At 65.5% G+C, this 17,597-nt stretch carries 17 protein-coding genes and 1 tRNA gene; 10 read left to right on the top strand and 8 right to left on the bottom strand.

Annotated features, from left to right (window positions below; translation table 11 throughout):
* Positions 1-5: 5 nt before the first annotated feature.
* On the bottom strand, positions 6-203 hold the full coding sequence (locus tag Pla175_RS06705) for a hypothetical protein (protein WP_145282412.1): 198 nt from the start codon (positions 201-203) through the stop codon (positions 6-8).
* Positions 204-1,077: 874 nt separating this feature from the next.
* Between Pla175_RS06705 and Pla175_RS06700 the strand changes: the two genes are divergently transcribed.
* The 10 genes from Pla175_RS06700 to Pla175_RS06655 all read left to right on the top strand — a co-directional run bounded on the left by Pla175_RS06700 (position 1,078) and on the right by Pla175_RS06655 (position 8,838).
* The gene (locus Pla175_RS06700) at positions 1,078-1,380 is read left to right on the top strand and encodes a hypothetical protein (protein ID WP_145282410.1); all 303 of its coding nucleotides are present in this window, start codon (positions 1,078-1,080) and stop codon (positions 1,378-1,380) included.
* Positions 1,381-1,656: 276 nt separating this feature from the next.
* Entirely contained in the window at positions 1,657-2,508 is an 852-nt protein-coding gene (locus Pla175_RS06695; RefSeq protein WP_197527314.1) for a BON domain-containing protein, read from the top strand.
* Between the two features lie 363 nt (positions 2,509-2,871).
* The gene (locus Pla175_RS06690) at positions 2,872-3,420 is read left to right on the top strand and encodes a hypothetical protein (protein ID WP_231954229.1); all 549 of its coding nucleotides are present in this window, start codon (positions 2,872-2,874) and stop codon (positions 3,418-3,420) included.
* Between the two features lie 86 nt (positions 3,421-3,506).
* The gene (locus Pla175_RS06685) at positions 3,507-4,214 is read left to right on the top strand and encodes a MotA/TolQ/ExbB proton channel family protein (protein ID WP_145282404.1); all 708 of its coding nucleotides are present in this window, start codon (positions 3,507-3,509) and stop codon (positions 4,212-4,214) included.
* A 179-nt stretch (positions 4,215-4,393) separates the two neighbouring features.
* On the top strand, positions 4,394-4,822 hold the full coding sequence (locus Pla175_RS06680) for an ExbD/TolR family protein (protein WP_145282402.1): 429 nt from the start codon (positions 4,394-4,396) through the stop codon (positions 4,820-4,822).
* 84 nt (positions 4,823-4,906) lie between these two features.
* The gene (locus tag Pla175_RS06675; protein ID WP_145282399.1) at positions 4,907-6,652 is read left to right on the top strand and encodes a prenyltransferase/squalene oxidase repeat-containing protein; all 1,746 of its coding nucleotides are present in this window, start codon (positions 4,907-4,909) and stop codon (positions 6,650-6,652) included.
* A 234-nt stretch (positions 6,653-6,886) separates the two neighbouring features.
* The gene (locus tag Pla175_RS06670; protein ID WP_145282397.1) at positions 6,887-7,063 is read left to right on the top strand and encodes a Sec-independent protein translocase subunit TatA/TatB; all 177 of its coding nucleotides are present in this window, start codon (positions 6,887-6,889) and stop codon (positions 7,061-7,063) included.
* A 60-nt stretch (positions 7,064-7,123) separates the two neighbouring features.
* On the top strand, positions 7,124-7,492 hold the full coding sequence (locus Pla175_RS06665) for a Sec-independent protein translocase subunit TatA/TatB (protein ID WP_145282395.1): 369 nt from the start codon (positions 7,124-7,126) through the stop codon (positions 7,490-7,492).
* 39 nt (positions 7,493-7,531) lie between these two features.
* Positions 7,532-7,605 (top strand) — tRNA-Val (locus Pla175_RS06660).
* Positions 7,606-8,280: 675 nt separating this feature from the next.
* The gene (locus tag Pla175_RS06655; protein WP_145282392.1) at positions 8,281-8,838 is read left to right on the top strand and encodes a hypothetical protein; all 558 of its coding nucleotides are present in this window, start codon (positions 8,281-8,283) and stop codon (positions 8,836-8,838) included.
* A gap of 109 nt (positions 8,839-8,947) precedes the next feature.
* Here Pla175_RS06655 and Pla175_RS06650 read toward each other — a convergent pair whose 3' ends face one another.
* From Pla175_RS06650 to Pla175_RS06620, 7 genes are all read right to left on the bottom strand, one after another.
* Positions 8,948-11,002 carry a glycoside hydrolase family 3 protein gene (locus Pla175_RS06650; RefSeq protein WP_197527313.1) on the bottom strand — a complete coding sequence of 685 codons (2,055 nt, stop codon included), beginning with the start codon at positions 11,000-11,002 and terminating at the stop codon, positions 8,948-8,950.
* Positions 10,995-12,629 (bottom strand): family 16 glycosylhydrolase, encoded by a 1,635-nt coding sequence (locus Pla175_RS06645; protein WP_145282390.1) that lies wholly within the window; start codon positions 12,627-12,629, stop codon positions 10,995-10,997. Before Pla175_RS06645 ends, Pla175_RS06650 begins: the two co-directional genes overlap by 8 nt.
* A complete protein-coding gene (locus Pla175_RS06640) occupies positions 12,626-13,111 on the bottom strand; it encodes a hypothetical protein (protein ID WP_145282387.1) in 486 nt (161 codons plus the stop codon). The genes Pla175_RS06645 and Pla175_RS06640 overlap by 4 nt, the downstream gene beginning before the upstream one ends.
* Positions 13,098-13,718 carry a hypothetical protein gene (locus Pla175_RS06635; protein ID WP_145282385.1) on the bottom strand — a complete coding sequence of 207 codons (621 nt, stop codon included), beginning with the start codon at positions 13,716-13,718 and terminating at the stop codon, positions 13,098-13,100. Before Pla175_RS06635 ends, Pla175_RS06640 begins: the two co-directional genes overlap by 14 nt.
* A gap of 63 nt (positions 13,719-13,781) precedes the next feature.
* Positions 13,782-14,837, bottom strand: coding sequence for a DUF1559 domain-containing protein (locus Pla175_RS06630; protein WP_145282382.1), 1,056 nt, complete (start codon positions 14,835-14,837; stop codon positions 13,782-13,784).
* Between the two features lie 66 nt (positions 14,838-14,903).
* Positions 14,904-16,700: a family 16 glycosylhydrolase gene (locus Pla175_RS06625; protein WP_145282379.1), complete on the bottom strand. Its 1,797-nt coding sequence runs from the start codon at positions 16,698-16,700 to the stop codon at positions 14,904-14,906.
* Between the two features lie 123 nt (positions 16,701-16,823).
* A complete protein-coding gene (locus Pla175_RS06620) occupies positions 16,824-17,501 on the bottom strand; it encodes a PEP-CTERM sorting domain-containing protein (RefSeq protein ID WP_145282377.1) in 678 nt (225 codons plus the stop codon).
* Positions 17,502-17,597: the final 96 nt, after the last annotated feature.

Below are 17,597 nucleotides of genomic sequence, written 5' to 3'. Positions count from 1 at the left end.
GGCGGCTACCAGGCCCAACGACGATTGCGGCGAGCGCCGATGCCGCAACCCGGCGACTTGGGGCTGCGTCGCCGCGGCGTCCGCCGGGCGCTGGAGGTGGCGCGGCTACGCGAGTAGCTGGTGCGGCTGGGTTCTTCCCGCTCGTTGCGGAACCCTGCGCGGTCGGCCTCGTAAGAGAAATCGGTATTCGAATAGTCGATCATCGTGTGCCCCGTTCCGTTGACTGGTGGTTCTAAGCAGTAGCTAAGCCTCATGGGCGAAGCCCCGGGCGGAGTGCCCGAGCGCGTCGCAAGACACCACTAAGCAACGCCTATGCCGAACCCCGGCGCCGGCGGCCTTAAGGCGAGCAATCGCGTTTTCCGCCTCAGATTTCCGACGAGAAGCGGCAAGATTTCGCGTCGCTGAACCACGCAGCCGGCGCGTCGGGCTCGGCTTAGTTCACCGAAGCGGGGAACCAATCGCTTCCATGCGGATCGACTGGTTTTTTCAGGGGTTCACGCGATCTAACCCGGGACAGATTGGGCCGAAGCACTCAAGCGGGCCTGTGATTGAGAGTCGGAAGTCGGCTCGCACTTAGCGGTTACGTCGCCTTCACTAACTTGGTGGGCCGTTTCACCAAAATAGTGAAACTGACGGAGCATGCCCGCCATGCACCGCCCGCGTTTGGCGCAGCCGCCCTCGCGCAACGGCCCGGCTCATATCGCAGCGTGCTACACCTCGCCACGGGGCCGCACAGGCGTGCGGCGACGCGGTCTGCCCCGATTTATTCGTATGTGTGCCGCCATCGGCTGGCGGGAGTGTTACAGACGCAGCACAGCTACGCCGGTCGTACCCCTTGGCGGGGATCTACCGGTGGCGCAGAGCGCTAGTCTGGCCCGGGCGCACTGTGGGCGCGGGCCTAGGTGTACGGATATGCAATGGGCGTGCCGCCGACGGCCCGGTGTCGAGAGATCGATCGAATTCTCAGGAATGGCATTCGTGCCTGACGCGTTGCACGCTACGATCTGGCCTCCCCACTTGGAGCACGCCAGGAAGGCGGCTCCCCCCCATCGAGCCGCCCGGATCTAAGGAACAGGCATGGATAGCCTTCACGTCTCACAGGTATTCGCGTGGGCGGTGGTGCACGGGCTCGGCTGCCTCGCGGCCTGGGCCATGCGGCTACGCTTGAGCCAGCACTTGGAATCCGTGGTGCTGTCGTTCTTCGCGGTATGCCTGTTGGCGATCGCTTGGCTGACGATCTGCAGCTTCTTTGTCGACGCGTTCCGCTGGGTTTTCTCAGGCGCCACGCTCGGAGTGATGCTGATCGCAGCGGTCTACCACCACGCGGACGACTCGGTCGACCCCGTGCTAGCAAGATTCGCCTCGAACGACATCGCTTAGGCCGTCAATTCCGGATTGACCCCTAAAACCGGAAAAAAACTCCCCTCCGGCCCCCGAGATGGCCGAATTGGAACAGCGGAGCGATTGCTGCGCGACCCGCCTCGGTGCGGGCCGCGGGTGCGACGCTCCCAGTCCATTCAGGCTAGCTCGCAGGCGACCCGCGTAGAACCTCGGCCAGAGCGGCAGGGTTAGCGATCGCCATCCAATTCCGGAGGGGGGGAGATGCAGACACGACACTGGATAGCCGCGATCGCGCTAACAGCCCTGGCTTGGCCCATGCCCGCGAGCGCAGGCTCCGCGGACGAACAGGCCGTGGCTCGGTCGATCGCCGGCGAACTGAAACAGAGCGGACAACTCACGCAGTACAACGTGGGGGTGAAGTACCAGGATGGGGTCGCCTGGCTGCTGGGGACCGTCACCAGCCAAGACCAGGCCAACAAGGCCGTGGCGCTTGCCCAACGGGTTTCGGGCGTCGACAAGGTGATTAGCAAGCTGGAGATCGTGGGCGCCGAGAACCCGGTGGCCAAGACCGCGGCCGACTCGGGTCGCAACCTGTCGCAACCGACCGAGGAGAGCGGATCACTGCTGCTTTCCTTGGGCGATGACCGTCAGGCGTCGACGCCAGCGAGGCAGGCGTCGCTCGAACAGCCCGCGCAGCCGATGGCGATGCAGCAGCCGCCGCAGCTGCAACGGGTTCCGATGCAGCAATCGGCGCAGATGCCGATGCCCCACCAGATGTCGCGCCAGGCCATGCCTCGGCCGCAACAGATGGCCCGTCGGACCATGCCCATGCCGATGGCGCGCACCGCCCCGAACGGGGGCGGAGTTCAGCAGGCTCAGGCCTGTATGGACGGTGGGTACGCCGGCGGAGCGCCACAGGGTTATGCCGCCGGAGGCGGTGGTGGCGGCTACGAAAACCCGCAGATGCCGGGCTACGCGTGGCCCAGCTACGCGGCCCAGGGCAACTACGCCGCGCTCTCCTACCCGAAGCAATATTCACCCACGGCGTGGCCCTACATCGGCCCGTTCTATCCCTACCCGCAGGTCCCGTTGGGATGGCGTAAGGTGGAACTCGAATGGGACGACGGATGGTGGTACCTCGACTTCAGCCACGGCAAGGCCCACTAGGCCAGGCCGGCGGCCGAGGGAACGGCGGACATAGGATATTGGGAGGGACCAGCCCGGCGTCGCAAGACGCCGGGCTGGCTTTATTTGGTGGGAGCTGTTTTGGCACGCGTCATCGACGCCGCGCCGGCAGTGCAAGCGTAGTAGGCACCCTTGGCAGCGAGCACATCGATTCTTTCCGCACAATCGGAAAAATCCGCAAGTCTTGCCCAGGCTCTCACGATAACTAGTTACAGGAAAACATCCGCCCGCGGCGGTGCGGCACTCGCGCCCTGCCCCGCTCGGCTACTGCGACTCTCTAGAATCTGGGGTTGGTGAATGGCACGCAAGCACGCACCCTGTCGGCCTTTGACGGTATTCTCCGCCTTGGCGCTGGCCCTCGTGGTATGCAGCTCGACAGGCTGCTACACGATCTTCGCCGAGATGGGACCGAGCATCGGCATCTTTTCCATCCCGATCCCGGTGAGCCCCTTCTTCCAGAAGGACGCGGAAGACAAGTTCTGGAACAAGGAACGCTACGACCGTGTGCCGATCCTTGGCCCGATCACTTCCGGCGGCCCCCCAATCGCCCTCGACCCACCGAGCGACGACGAGGTCATGCGTGCCCTCGAGAAGGCCCGCCCCGTCCAGGGCGGCGTGCCGTTGCTCTGGGAACGCAACCGCAACGACGTGCGTATTACGGTCTGCAAGATCTCGGACTATGTCGATCCGGTGCGGGTCTACCCGCTGATCGGCCCGGCCCAACAGCACCACGCCCACTACAAGTGCACCATCTACTTCGAAGAAGTGACCCGCGTTGGATGGCCCATCCCGCACACGCTGCGTGACGAGGAGGCTCAGGAAGTCGTCTATATCGACCACAACCACCTCCACATGGTGGGCGATGTCGACACGGGTTGCAATTCTGAGTTCTAGGCATCCGATCGCGATCCGACGACGAGGCCGGCCGCGGCGGACGCGGCCGGCCTTTTTCGCGCCTCGAACTCCCGCCCGGAGACCCCATGGCGACGAACACAATCCCGCTGGCCGCTGAACAAACCGAACACGCCTCGCGGAGCCTGCTAGAGATCATCATCGCCGGCGGCCCGTTGCTGTGGCCGATCGTGCTGGCTTCGTTCGTGATGCTCGTGGTAGTGCTGGAGCGCTTCGTCACGCTCCGCCGCGGCCGCGTAACGCCGCAGCCATTCGTGAAATGCTTGCTGACACAGGTCCGCGACGGCGCCCTTGATCGGGACGGCGCCCTCGACCTGTGCGAAGAGAACGCCAGCCCGATCGCCCGCGTGATGGAAGCGGGCGCCCGGCGTTGGGGGCGACCCGCGGTCGAGGTGGAACAGGCGGTGCTTGACGAGGGGGAACGAGTCGCGAATCAACTGCGACGCAACCTACGCGTCTTGAGCGGGGTCGCGCAGACCTGTCCCCTTCTCGGCCTGTTCGGAACGGTCTGGGGAATGATGTCCGCCTTTGACGCCATCGCAGGGGAGTCTGCGATGGGCCGGCCCGAGATGCTTGCCGGCGGCATTAGCGAAGCACTCGTCACCACCGCAGGCGGTTTGGCGATCGCGATCCCGTCGCTGATTGCCTACCTCTACTTCGTCGGCCGCGTCGACGGCTTGGTGATGGAGATCGACCGCCGGGGCCAAGAGTTGGTGAATCTCATCTCTGCCGAAGCCCAGCAGAACAACCGCGGCAGCCGCAAGAAAGCCGCCTAGCCACAATCAAGAAGCCGAATCACAACCGGCACGAAGCGCCACGTAGAAAGTAATGGACTTGTTCGACTCGCGGTGGAAAATGCACATTCTTCACTTGTTCCATCCATCTCTGCTGGCGTTGTGATACTTCGTGACCTTTGTGATTGCTCCTTCCGTCGCCGCCCAGTGGTTTCCGCGTCATGCCCCTGAAGATGCAGCAACAAGACGAGCTTCAGCTCAACCTCACGTCGATGATCGACGTGGTGTTCTTGCTGTTGATCTTCTTCATGGTGGCCTCGAAGTTTGTCGAGGCAGAGCGGTCGATTGACGTCAAGCTGCCGCGGGTTGACGCCTCGTCGCAGCCCGCACAACGGGACGCGCCGCATCATGTAGTGCTGGACGCCGATGGGCGGATGCAGCTCGACGGCGGGCAGGTCGACTTGGCGGCGCTCCGCCAGACGTTGACGGCGAAGGTTCAGCAGACAGGAGACGTCGGCGTGATCATCGACGGCGACGCCCGCGCAGCGTTCCAGCACGTCGCCGCGGCGATGGCCGCCTGTCGCGAAGCAGGGGTCACGGACGTTAGCGTTACGGTCGAGCTGGCCGGCGGGCCGATAAACCGGAAGTAGGCCCGGTACGGCGCATCCTAGCTGGCCCGGTCCACAGAGCCCCAGCACCGGGGGGCCAGACCCAGCGCCTGGCCTGAGGCCGAGATGCTCTATCGCGTATTCCACCTGCCGCCCCTCTCGCTCGCCCTATGGGCGCTGCTGGCAGTGCTGGCGGTCAGCGGGGCCCTGATATTCCGTACGCGTTGGGCAAAGGACCGGCCCACCCATCGCTATGCGATGCTGTCGCTTGTGGCCCACGTGCTGCTGTTGTGTATCGCCACCAGTGTTCCGGTTCTCTCCGGGCCGCGCGGTGAGCCCGATTGCGGGCCGGTGAGGCTCACTATCGTGATGCACGACACGGAGCAGCCCCAATCGGCAACGCCCGTGGCGCCTAGCGAAGACCCCGCTGCGCCGATCGAAGACCCGCTCGAGCCGATCGCCGAGAAGCTGCCAGAGCTGGCGCCACCGGAGCTGATGGCCGTTGCTGAGAGCAGTCCCCCACCGCCAGCGGAGTCGCAGGCAACCGAGCCTCAGGTCGCGGACGCGCCGGCCCTTGACCAGCAGCCGACTGAGACCGTTGAGCAACAGCCGGCCGCGGAGCAAGTCGCGGCCGATCTACCCACGCAAGAATCGCCAGAGGCGTCCGACTGGACTCCCCAACGCCCCATCGTTCCCTCGCCACGGCAAGACCCCTGGCCAGAACCCGTAGCCCTGCAGACGCCACGGCCATTTGAGGCTCGCAGCGCCGAGGGTCGGCTTGCGCGCGTCGTGGCCGCCGGCGGAAGCCAGGCGACCGAGGATGCGGTTGCGGCTGGGTTGGCGTGGCTCGCGGCCGCTCAGTCGCCCGACGGACGTTGGGACGCGGCGCGCTGGGGCGCCGGACGTGAAGAGTTGGTCTACAACGAAAACCGGGGCGGCGCCGGAGGCGATGGGGACACCGGCGTCTCGGCGCTTGCGCTGCTGGCGTTCATGGGCGCAGGCCAAACCCATCGCGAAGGCGCCCATGCGGACAACGTCCGCCGCGGGCTTGAGTTCTTGTTGAATAGCCAGGACAACCACGGTTCGCTCTCGGGCATCGCCCGCCCCTTCGCTCGCACCTACTGCCACTCGATGGCGACGTTCGCGCTCGCGGAGGCGCTCGCACTTACCGATGACGACCGCCTCGCCACGAGTGTCCAGCACGCGGTTGATCACCTGCTCTCGCTGCAGAACCGATCGACCGGCGGGTGGCGTTACAATCCGGGAGACCCGGGAGACACCAGCCAGATGGGGTGGGTGATCATGGCCCTGCGTAGCGCCGAGCTGGCCGGCGTCCGTGTCCCCGCTACTGCGTGGACAGGGATCGAGCGATTCCTCCGCTCGGTCGCCCGTGGGCAGAACGGCGGTCTGGCCGCCTACCGGCCCGACGTGCGCGATCCCGGCCGGTCGATGACCGCCGAGGCGCTTTACTGCCGACAGATCCTCGGCGATAAGCGCGACGACATGCGAGACCTCGAAGCCATCGCCGCGGTGTTGGGAGAGCTGCCCGGCGACTCCGCCAAATCGAACCTCTACTACTGGTACTACGCCACACTCGCACTCCACCATCAGCGAAACTCCGACAACGCGGCCCTATCAGCCTGGAAAGTTTGGAACCAGCGGATGCAGCAATCCGTGCTCGCTACCCAGGTCCAAGACGGCGGAACGGCCGGAAGTTGGCCCCCCAACACCCTCTGGGGGGGGTACGGCGGTCGTGTCTACAGCACGGCAATGGCCACGATGTGCCTGGAAGTCTACTACCGCTACGAACCCGCGGGCGACCGCTCCGACCCCTGGATCGCCGCCCGGCCTAGCGACGGTTTGGTACGGTAAAGAGCGTGCTAACTTCAGGTCTCCCCGGTCGGGGACCTACCCGCCGGCCGACGCGTCGAGCGGAGCCAGGACCCCTTCTTTTGCCCGCCGCCGCAAGCGGGCCCCACCGAGCGACCCCGCCGGCCCCGTTTGACTCCCTTTTGCCGGGGGCTAGACTTATAGTTACTGAACACACGTCCGCGGGCTCTGTTGTCTGAGCGATCGCTCTGAGCCCACCCAACCTGCAGGCTACCCATGTTCGCCCCCGGCATTTTCCAAGTCTTGGCAGTGTTGTTGGTCGTGCTGCTGATCTTCGGCAACCGCCTGCCGAGCGTCGCGCGGTCGCTAGGCCAAAGCATCATCGAGTTCAAGAAGGGCGTCAAAGAGATCGAAAGCAAGAAAGACGAGACGCACGCCGGCGACACTCCGTAACGGCGTTTAGCGCCGATCGCTGCGTTCCTGTAGGCCTCTCCCGCGGAAAATAGTTTCGCCATGAATCCTGTCCTGGTTCCGCTCGCGTTCCTCCCCGGTGGGATCGGCCCCGGTGAGATGTTAGTGGTCGGCATCATCGCGGTGCTGTTGTTCGGCAGCAAACTGCCAGAAATCGCTCGGTCTGCGGGCAAGAGTCTGACTGAGTTCAAAAAGGGGATGCACGGGTTCGAGAGTGAGATGAAGAACGTGGTTTACGACGACGTAGACTCGCCAAGCACTCGCCAAATGACCTACCAGCCCGATCACTACGAAACGCCCGCCCCCGCGTTCGTCCCCCCCGCTGCCGCAGACACCGCCAAAGCAGACGCCGCAGACCCGACCGACAGCGTTCCAAACGCCAACGCGGACGAGAACGCCGCAAAAGCCTAGGCGCTCGCCCCGCGGATCGATAGAATCTAAGACTCGCTCGGGCGGCTAGCTCAGTTGGTTAGAGCGCCGCGTTCACACCGCGGAGGTCAGAGGTTCGAGTCCTCTGCCGCCCACTCGGCCCAAGTGCTTTTGGTGCTTTGTTTTACGGATTTTCTGTCGCGGGGAGGGAATCGCGGCGACTGTCGGTGATACAATCCGTGATACAAATGGTGATACAATCTGTGTATCGGTTGGTGTAGCGGTCGGCCGCAACTTGGATCCCACGGCCACCCGGAGGTGGCTATCCCGATCGGCTCGCGAGGCCGTCGGTTTGGCTCTTTGGAGACCCAAATCCGGGTCCCACCTGCCCTACCCTTCTGGGCCTCTGGGGCGGCAGGTTCCCCCCGTCGGCAGCTCCCGAACCGGGGGTGCACGATCGACAGGCTGAGCCCCAACCGTCACGTCCGCGGCCATTGCCCTGTCGGAATCGACCGTTTGCGGCCTGCCCGGGCACAGCGACGTCCTGCCGGGAGTAAACAATCGCGGCTTTTGCGTAATAAGTACTTGAGGAAGGATTAGCCCGCCGAGACGGTCCAGCACCCGTCGCACGGCTGTCTCTTCCCCACTAGCCCTCTCCAGACGCCCCTCTGGCGTCCCCACGAGCCCCACGCCGCCCCAGCCGCCAAAGGCGGCGTCCGCGGCCGCTGGCTCGCCCGTGAGCTCTCAGCGCCCCACAAGGGCGGTTGTGTTTCCCCCACGACCGCTCTCGGTCAGCGGGGGCGGTCCTTTCCCCAAAGGACGTCCCCGCGATGAATGCGATCTCTTGTACGCCCACGTGGCACGAAGGATTTCTGGAGCTGCTTCCGCGTATCGAACGGCAGGTCCGGAGGTTGCTGCGTGGCCTGAAAGGCGAAGCCCTCGATGACGCCTACAGCGAAGCGGTCGCACAGGCGGCGGTGAACTACTGCCGACTGGCGGAACAAGGACGCGAAGCCGATGCGTACGCGACGCCGCTGGCGGCCTACGCGGTCCTTGCGGGCCGGAATGGAAGGCAGCTTGGTTCGAGCCGGGCTAAGCACGATGCACTCGCTTCGGATCGCCGAGAAGAAGCCGCGGGCTGGGCCGAGCTGATCGCGGACCGCCACGCCACCCCGGCCGAGATCGCCGCGGTCCGGGTCGACTTCCGCGACTGGCTCGACCACCTGCCCGAGGTGAAGCGGCGTCTCGCCCAGACGCTGGCCGACGGGGAGACGACCCAGGGCGCCGCTGAGTTGTTCGGCGTGTCGGCGGGGCGGATCAGCCAGCTGCGGCGGGAGTTGGCCGAGAGCTGGCGGGCGTTCACCGCGGCGCCGGCGCCGCCAGGGTGACGTGCTCCGGCCGCAGAAGAACCGCGGTTCAGCGGGCCGCTCCGGCTTCGCGCGAGACGGCCCCTGTGCTGAACGAAGTAGATCCGACCGGCGTACGCGAGTCTGCCGTTCACTCGCGAATCGGCGTTGTGGCTTCTCTCTGAGTGGAGCGGGGCGCGGGGTATCTCAAGCCGTGACCAAACGGAAAGCGGGGTTGGTACTTCTCGTCGCCGACGTTGATCGGGTGCTGGTCTGCAGAGTGTGGCCAAGTAAACGACAGGGTCCCCGTGGGGGACGCGGCCCCGAAGAGGATGTCCGCAACCCCTGCCCCCTCGGTGCCGGGTAGCCAAGCAGCGACGATCGCGTCGGCTCCAGCGATCACCTCGTCATCGAGCGCGATGGGTCGCCCCGACAGCAAGACCAGCACCATCGGCGCCGACGACTTCTGCGCCTCGGCGATGAGGGCGAGGTCTTCCAGAGGAAGGCCCAATTCGGCGTCGTCCCCGACGCCTTCGGCGTAGGGTGCCTCGCCGACCACGACAATCACGACTTCGGCGCCCTCCACGCCCCGGCCATCAACGGTGTGGGTCACCTCTACGCCGGTGGCTACTTCTCGAACCCCCTGCAAGAGGGTTGTTCCACCGGGCGTGACTTCGCCCTTGCGTCCCTGCCAATCAATGGTCCACCCCCCGCACTGGACCCCCATGTCGTCTGCCTTGGCGCCGGCCACACGCACGTGGCGGACGCTGTCGCGGATCGGCAAGACGCCGTTGTTCTTGATCAAAACGAGCGACTTGCGGACCGCGTCACGCGCCACGGACCGCCGCTGGCTTGAGCCGAACTCGGCGACCAGCGCTGGATCGGTCTGCGGAGAGTAGTCCGCTTCGAGCAGCCCCATCGATGCTTTGACGCGGAGGATCCGGCGAACCGCGTCGTCGATGCGAGCCATCGGGACGGTCCCTTCCTCGACCAGCTCGGTCAGCAAGCGGATGTACTGCTTGTAGCGCTTCGAGACCATCGCCATATCGATGCCCGCGTTGATCGACAGGCCGATCGCCGTCTTGTAGTCCGAGTGGCATTGATCGATGGCGTCGTAGTCGGAGATCAAGAAGCCGTCGAACCCCAGCTCTTCCTTCAGAAGGTCCGTAAGCAGCGGGTGATGCATCGTGCACTTCACCCCGTTCCAACTGCTGTAGGACGGCATGATGGTCCCTACCCCCTCGGCGATGCACGGCGGGTAGGGGGCGACGTGGATCCTGCGCAGGGTCGCTTCGTCGCAACGAGTGTCCCCCTGGTCGAGGGTGAGGCCGAGACCCTTTCTGAAACGCGACGGGCCGACCAGGGCCGACGTGCCGCCGTCCCCCACGAAGTGTTTGGCGCAAGCGAGCACGCTCGTGGGCGAGCGAAGGTCGCCCCCTTGCAGGCCGCGCACGGCCGCGGCGCCAAGCTCAGCGACGCGGCGAGGGTCTTCGGAATAGCCCTCGTACGTGCGGCCCCAACGGTCGTCGCGCGGGATGGTGATGCACGGCGCGAAGGTCCACTGGATGCCGGTGGCGCGCACCTCGAGCGCGGTCAGCCGCGCGATCTGCTCTACCAGGTCCGGGTCGTTGGCGCAGCCGAGCCCGATGTTGTGCGGGAAGATCACTCCTCCCAAGACGTTGTTGTGGCCATGAACCGCGTCGACTCCGTAGAGAATGGGGACGCCGAGATGGCTCGCCATGGCCTGGCGCTGGCACTGTTGGTACGTGTCGTCCCAGGCCTCCCGCGCGTTCCCCTCGGCAGGATCGGCGTCGCCGCCGCTGAGGACCGACCCAAGCGACAAGGTCGCGATGTCGCGGAAGTCCTTCAGGCCCCCCAGATCGGCTTGAGTCATCTGGCCGACCTTCTCGGCCAGCGTCATGCGTTGCAGCAACGGGTTGACCTCGCCGTCATACCTAGTGAAGTCGACGACCCGGCTGTCGTCGGCCCCGACATACGGCGGCTGCGTGACGGCCAGCGTGAGGCACGCCAGCACCGGCAGGCATGTGCGTCGCATCCGGCCGGGGACGCGGCGGACTGAACGCGATCGGTTGTACTGCTGGTTGGCCATCAAGGAGTCATTCAATGGGGTTACTTGGGACTCGTAGGTTACGTGGGACTCGAGCGGCCGATGATTGGGCCCGTCGATACGCCGGGGATCAATCATGCTGCGCCGGCTGGAGCGTTTGTTTTGAGGCGGCCCCGATACCCACCAGGAGCGTGACGCCCGCGAGCGCGCCCGAGTTGGGCGACGGCACGGCTTGTCCGCTGACGCCGCCGGCGCCGGCGAAGTGCTGGCGCCAAACGTTCAGGTCCAGCGAGTCGACGGCGCCGCTGCGATCGCCATCGGCGGCTAGGTTGTCTCCTGTTTGTCCGAGCGCGTCGCGCCAGACCGTGTAGTCGGCGGCATCGACCGCCCCGTCGCCGTTGTAGTCGCCAAGGGGCACGGCGGGACGCGACGCAAACAGGATATCGTCGAGGTGGATGGCCCCGCCGTCGTAGTCAGACTGCTCGAAGACGATCGCCAGCCGGGCCTCCGCGGCGCCCTCGGGCGCAATCAGTTGCAGGGTGTGCGGCAACCAAGCGTCGTGCCCCGTGGCGGCGTCGGCGACCACCAACCGGTGCTCGCCGAGCATCCCGGCGCCGCCGTGCTTGGCGCCGAAAGCGTTGTAGAACTCGATCTTCATCTCTACACGGTTCCCCCCGGCCAGGGCGTCCGCCGAGCGCACCAGCGCTTGCAGCGTTGCGGTCACTTCGTCGCCGGCTTGAACGGTGATTCCCTGGGAGACGCCCGATAGACTCAGCCCCCCGCGATAGGATCCGAACAGCTTCAGGCTCGCCGCGCCGGTGCGCACCGCCTCGTTAGCCGCACGGACGTTGGGGTTGCCGGGCAGGTCGTTGCCGAAGACGGTCCACCCGGCGAGGCTTCCATCGTTCTCTTCAAACCCGGGGTTGCCGAGTTCGATGGCGCCCGGCTGGTCGGCCGCCTCAAACACCCGCACCGAGTCGATGCGGAACTGCTGGGGCCACACGGTCGAGGCGTTCGGGTTGGGGAGGAAGTCGCCGCCGACCGCCGTGTTCAGGATCAATTGCATTGGCTTGGCGTTCTGCGACAAGAACCCGCCGACATCCTCGTCGTAGACGGTGTAGTAGTTGACGCCGTCTACATAAAAGCGGAGGTAGGTTGGCGTCCAATCGACGGCGTAGGTGTGGTAACCCTGGTCGTAACGCACCAAGGCGCCCGCCAGGGTAGGCGTTTGCTGCTCGTCATAGACAAAGTCGTGCCGGTAGGGCTGGCTCGTCCCGTAGTGGAAGGCGCTGCTGGTTCGCGTCGGCTGGTTGCCGCGGTTCTCCATGATGTCGATCTCCCCGCCGCTGGGCCACGGGTGAGCCGACGTGTCGGGCAGCAGCCAGATCGCGGGCCACATGCCGGTGGTGACCGGCAGCTTGGCGCGAACCTCCCACCGACCGAATTGCTGCGAAGCCACCGTGCGCACCAGGCCAGAGCGGTACGGCAGCGAGCCCGCCGGGATGTTCTCGGACGTGATCACGAGGTCGCCGCTATCGATGCTGACTTGCGACGGCAGGTAGGCGTGGCGAGAGTTGTTCGTTGGCGCGTAGCTGGTCACCGCCTGCCAGCGATTGGGGTCGAAGGAATTGAAATCGTCCTCCCAAACGAGATCCCACTGCGGGCCCTGGCAACTCGCATCCGCGGTAGTAAGAACGATCGGTAGGATCGCCGACCAGACGAGGCCGCGACGCAGGACACCCTTTGACGCCAAGAAACTAGTCATGAGGCCCTGCGGCGGCGAGTGGTTGGGTCGGACTCCAGAGCGAAGTCGTACTTGTTGGCGCCGGAAGCCACGTCTACGCGCAGGCCAGACTGCCTAGGATCGGCGTACTTGGGGGGGGTGATCCGTACGGCAGATCGCGGTGCGCCGGGGATATCCTTGCCGGTGAGTTGAGACGCAGAGATGGTGACCAGGTAGGCCCCCGGCTCTACTCCGTCGCGGGTCCCTGTGGAGATCTGGTACTCGCCTGCCTCGTTCAACAAGCCTACGGCCGGGGCGCCGGTCCCCCCCTCGGGGTATAGGTAGACCATCGCCCGCGTGTCTCCCCCTCCCGCCAGCGGCGCGCCGTCTAAGGTCACGGCCCCGGTCACAGTGGCCAGCCCACTGCCGCAACCCACGCTGGACGCCGCGGCGACAAGAACGCACGCCGCTGCAAGCGGGCGTCGCCAGGTTGAGGCGCAAGCCGCGCGTCTACTGTACCTCATCGCTCGGCTCCTTGGTCTCTGCTGGTTTGGCCTGTGGACGCACTTCGTTCTTACTGCCACCATCATCGCTTGCCTCCTTGGACGCCTCGGTCTCGCCGGATGGGGCTTCGGAGTGATCGGTTGGTTCTGCCGTTTCCGCAGGCGTTGCGTCGTCGATATCTGCCTGGGGCGGCGATGGGATTACGGCGGGCCCCGCGGAAGATTCTAGCGGGATGTCGATCTGGTTCGCCCCCGACTGCACCGTGTACAGCAGGCCGGAAGTCAGCGGGTCGGAGTAGACCGCCGGGGTGATCGGCCGTCCGCTAGCCCCCTCTCCTTCCGCGCCCTGGACCAGCTCAATCACCCGGACCGACACCATGTAGTCGCCGGGGACGACCCCGCTGGCCGCCCCGGTAGCGACGCGATAGCCGCCGTCGGCCCCAATCAGGCTAGTGCAGGTGGCGCCCCCCGCCACGGGACGGAACACCACCATCCCGCGTTGCCCCTCGGTGATCGCTAGCGGCGCCTTGTCGAGCTTGACCGTTCCCGACACGGCCGCCGTCCGTTCGCTGCACCCGGCGCAGGCGACAGACAAGACGAACAGCACCGCGTACCGTTCTGGCCGCAACGTTCTTTCTCGGCGGTTCACGATGGTTCTCCGTTTCTAGGGTGGATGCCGCGAGCGAGCGTTCTAGAACGATTCGCTGACCAGCTCGCCGCCGTTCCGGGTGCACGTGGTGCGGTAGAGCACGTTGTCTACGCCCTCGGTAACGAACCGCACCGAGCCATCGACGGACGCGAAGTTGGCGCCGCCCGCATGGCGGCTGCGGAAGCCGCGTTGCTCCCACCAGAACGCGGGGTCGACCGTCGAAGCAGGCAGGTTCATCAGGTTATTCAGCGGCGTGTTGCAACTGCACCAATCGCCATCGGAATAGAACGCGGCGGAGTGGTAGTTGTACTCGGGGACGTCCTCTCCCAGAAGGAAAGTCTTGCTCGTCCCGTCGGTAACGGTTGAGATCTTAACGGGCGCTCGCCACGACTGCCGGAAGAACATCCCGCGGCAACGCGTGTCGCGGTGGCAATCGTGCTGCGTCGTGAATGGCTGCGGCGGTTTGCTGTAGTCGCCGCTCGGGTACTGCGACGCGGCGTTCGTGAATGTAGTGCCGTTGGTTTCGCCGATCACGCTGTCGCCGAGGACCCCCTTGTAGCTGCTGGTCGCTACCTGGCACGGGGTTGGGAACCCGTACTGCTGGTCCGAGAGCTGCTGCACCGACTCATCGGTCGGGCACTGGAGGATGCCGAGCTGCGTCTTCAGCAACTCCGGCACGCTGATTCCATCCTTTAGTGAGGCAAGCCCCTTGCCCGGCGCAGGCGACCGGCACTGCCCCAGCACGAAGACTCCCTCGAACGCCCCCCCCGCCTTGAACCGATCGTAGAGCGGCCCCTCTTCGATCTGCGGCAGGATCTTCAGGATCCACCCCGAGGCCGGTCCCCGCCCCTCCTGGCCATCAAACGTTCCGTAGAAGCCGTTGCTCTCCGGGAAGTGCCCCTGCGCGTCGTGGTAGTTGAGGCACGCCAGCGCTAGGTTCTTCTCTTGATTGGCGCAGCTCATCCGCCGCGCCGCTTCGCGGGCCGATTGCACCGCCGGCAGCAGCAGCGCCACCAGGGTTCCGATGATCGCGATTACGACCAGCAACTCGACGAGCGTAAAACCGCTCCGGCTGCGCGTGGGGTCTGGGTCACGCATCGTGTTTCGACTCCGTGAAGGGGCGTGGTGAATAGGGTCTCAGCGCCGAGAACCGGCGCGGGGCTGCTACGGTCGGCGACGCAGGCCGGCCGCGAGCGCGACACAGCCCAGCAGCGCGATGGCCGATGGTTCGGGAACCGCAGACGAAGCGCCGACAGACGCCCCGAGGGCCGAGTTGCCGAAGGCGGACTTCCACTGCGTGTACTGCGACTGGCCGATCGTCCCCCCGATGGGGTCGTTCGGCAGCGCGGTCGCGGCGCCGAGCGCGTCGCGCCACACGGTGTAGTCGGCCGCGTTGACGAACCCGTCGTTGTTGTAGTCGCCAACCACCCCTGCCGGCGTATCGGGCGTCAGCAGCAACAGCGATGCGTCGTCGAAATAAACGGCGCCGCCGCCAAAGTTCCCGTCCTGCACAAAGAACAGGTTGTAGCGAACAAACGCCGTGCCGGCCGGCGCGATCGCGTCGACGGTGTACTGGATCCACGAGTCTTGGATGGAGGGAAGGTTGGCGTCTCGGCTGTCGAAGATCGGCGTCTCTTTTCCGTTGGCGTTGGCCGAATCGGGGTTGCCGGCGAACTCCTTGATCACGGCGCCCGCGGCGTCGTGGAAGGAAAGGTTGAGGGTTGTGAAGCGGACCTGCGCGTCTCCATTCGTGGCGATCGAGTCGGCGCTCGGCGAGTTGGCCAACACCGAGGCGTGGAACTCTTGCCCAGGCGCCGCGGCCACATTCTGCCAAACGCCGGACGCGTCGAAGTTGGGCTTGAAGGGCCCATACGTCTTGAGGGCGTTGAAGCCGTTCGCCGGCGCAACCGCCTCGCCGAAGTCGATGTAGGCGTTGTTGAAGGCGATCCACTCGCCGGTGCCGTTCGCGGAGTTAATGGTCGGTGGAGGCCCGTTTCCAGATACCGAGGAGAGCTCAAAGGTGTTCTCGAAACCCCCGTCGAACAGCTTCTCGGTAGCGGTGGTGTTGAGCCGCTCGATCTGAACGTAGTCGATCTCGAGAGAATAGGTCTGGTTGTTGGCCTGCACCGCGGTCGGCTGCAGCGAGGCGTTGTACGCGGCCGAGAAATCACTTGCCGGCGCCCAGAGATTGAAGTGCGACTTCATCGGGTCGTCGGGGACGACGCTCGTCTCGGTGCGCACCAGCGTGTTGTCAATGTAGTACTCCACTCGGTTGGGGAGCCAATCGATGCGGTAGTTGTGGAACGCCGTTAGGTCGAAGCTTGCAGAGATCGGGGCGGTGTTGATCGTGGCCCCTGCACCACCCGCGGTCGGCCCGGTGAACGCGCCGTCGTTCCAAACGTTGGTGAAGGTAGAGTCGGGGTTCGGGCCGACGGCGACGTTGCTCAGCAGCTCGTGGTCGATCTCGTCGCGAACCAGCGTCCCCGAGTTGGGCGGGCTCTGCCGCTGCACGTCGTACAAGAATCCGGCGCCGACCAAGCCGGCGGCGACGCCGTCGCGGAACCGCATCCGCCCCTCCCACCGCAGGCCACCGGCGCGGGCGAAGTTGGCCTTCGTCAGCAGGTCGGTCCCGAAGAACGCCGCCCCGGGGGCCAGAGGGTTGTAGGTATCGAGATTAAGCACCGCGACCTTGCCGTCGGTGCTTCCCGGCGCGAGCGTCGATACGTTCTCGGCAGGCAGCACAAAACGCAACTGCGTCCGGCCGAGGAAGTCTTCGCCTCCGAACGGGGCGCGGTAGGTTGATTTGTCGACAACCCCATCATTCTGGGCGCCCGTCGGGCCGTTCTGATCATCGAAGTCATCACGCAGCAGGATCTGACCTAAGGCCTGCGGTGAAAAAGCAGCCGCTGCGATCAACGCAATTAGCAGCAGCGCATGCGGCCTGATAAGACAGCGTTCCATGCGAAACACCTTCGGAAGAATGAGAGGAACGAAGAATAGGTTTCTGGGAACCGGTCGCGGCGTGGGGCTGGGGGAATCAGCCCCACGCACGAACCGGCATCTACTCACAATCGCGTCATCGACTCAGCGCCGGCGACGGGCGGCTACCAACCCAATCGCGACCATGCCGACCAGCGCCAACGAAGCGGGCTCGGGCACCTGACCAGGACGGATGTCGAAGAATGCGTCGTCGTACTTCGGGGCGCCGCCGCCGCCCGTCATGCCGCCGCCGCCAAACTCGCCGGTGATCAGCACAAATCGAGCGAACGCGGTTCCCGCCGGCGCTACGCCGCTAATCGGGCGCAAGTTCCATTGCCCCTGAGGCGTGGTCGAGATCGTGTCGCCATTGGTGATAAAGCCTACCCCTGCTCCGCCGGGCACTTGGTTGACGCCGTCGGCCAGGATCCACTCGATGTTGACGGCCGCGACCTGTCCGCCCGCCATCGGATCCCCTGCGTCATTCAACACGTAGGCGCCGCCGTCCCAAAGTTGACCGGGCGTGGCCGCGAACTGCTGATACACCCCGGAGGCGCCGCCGAACATCTTCAGCGACTGAGCCCCCGAGTTGGGCGTAACCACTGCACTGCCGACCGTGTACGTGCCGCCGCCGAAATCGGTCCAGCCGGTGGCGCCGAAGTACTCGGGCGGTCCGCCCGCAGGAATGGGGGGGGTCTCAAAGCCGGGGTTCACGAGCTGGTTGGCGTGCACCGGCACACAGGCCGCTACGATCGCCACACAGAAGCAACAGGCAGTGCGCAACATCAGAACTACTCCCAAAAAAGGAAACGGACGCCCTTGCGGGGCGGAAAAAGCAAAGCCGGGATGAGGGTGCGGCCAACCTGGTCCGTCAGTCGCAGC

The organism is Pirellulimonas nuda (genome assembly GCF_007750855.1).
Classification (GTDB): Bacteria; Planctomycetota; Planctomycetia; order Pirellulales; family Lacipirellulaceae; genus Pirellulimonas; species Pirellulimonas nuda.
The sequence above is the reverse complement of the archived record's forward strand: the minus strand, read 5'-3'. Positions and strand labels throughout refer to the sequence as shown.

What these genes read in the sequence shown, in the direction of transcription:
- Pla175_RS06705 (WP_145282412.1), bottom strand. Translation starts at nt 203, where the DNA reads ATGATCGACTATTCGAATACCGATTTCTCTTACGAGGCCGACCGCGCA.
- Pla175_RS06700 (WP_145282410.1), top strand. Translation starts at nt 1,078, where the DNA reads ATGGATAGCCTTCACGTCTCACAGGTATTCGCGTGGGCGGTGGTGCAC.
- Pla175_RS06695 (WP_197527314.1), top strand. Translation starts at nt 1,657, where the DNA reads ATGCCCGCGAGCGCAGGCTCCGCGGACGAACAGGCCGTGGCTCGGTCG.
- Pla175_RS06685 (WP_145282404.1), top strand. Translation starts at nt 3,507, where the DNA reads ATGGCGACGAACACAATCCCGCTGGCCGCTGAACAAACCGAACACGCC.
- Pla175_RS06680 (WP_145282402.1), top strand. Translation starts at nt 4,394, where the DNA reads ATGCCCCTGAAGATGCAGCAACAAGACGAGCTTCAGCTCAACCTCACG.
- Pla175_RS06675 (WP_145282399.1), top strand. Translation starts at nt 4,907, where the DNA reads ATGCTCTATCGCGTATTCCACCTGCCGCCCCTCTCGCTCGCCCTATGG.
- Pla175_RS06670 (WP_145282397.1), top strand. Translation starts at nt 6,887, where the DNA reads ATGTTCGCCCCCGGCATTTTCCAAGTCTTGGCAGTGTTGTTGGTCGTG.
- Pla175_RS06665 (WP_145282395.1), top strand. Translation starts at nt 7,124, where the DNA reads ATGAATCCTGTCCTGGTTCCGCTCGCGTTCCTCCCCGGTGGGATCGGC.
- Pla175_RS06655 (WP_145282392.1), top strand. Translation starts at nt 8,281, where the DNA reads ATGAATGCGATCTCTTGTACGCCCACGTGGCACGAAGGATTTCTGGAG.
- Pla175_RS06650 (WP_197527313.1), bottom strand. Translation starts at nt 11,002, where the DNA reads ATGATTGATCCCCGGCGTATCGACGGGCCCAATCATCGGCCGCTCGAG.
- Pla175_RS06645 (WP_145282390.1), bottom strand. Translation starts at nt 12,629, where the DNA reads ATGACTAGTTTCTTGGCGTCAAAGGGTGTCCTGCGTCGCGGCCTCGTC.
- Pla175_RS06640 (WP_145282387.1), bottom strand. Translation starts at nt 13,111, where the DNA reads ATGAGGTACAGTAGACGCGCGGCTTGCGCCTCAACCTGGCGACGCCCG.
- Pla175_RS06630 (WP_145282382.1), bottom strand. Translation starts at nt 14,837, where the DNA reads ATGCGTGACCCAGACCCCACGCGCAGCCGGAGCGGTTTTACGCTCGTC.
- Pla175_RS06625 (WP_145282379.1), bottom strand. Translation starts at nt 16,700, where the DNA reads ATGGAACGCTGTCTTATCAGGCCGCATGCGCTGCTGCTAATTGCGTTG.
- Pla175_RS06620 (WP_145282377.1), bottom strand. Translation starts at nt 17,501, where the DNA reads ATGTTGCGCACTGCCTGTTGCTTCTGTGTGGCGATCGTAGCGGCCTGT.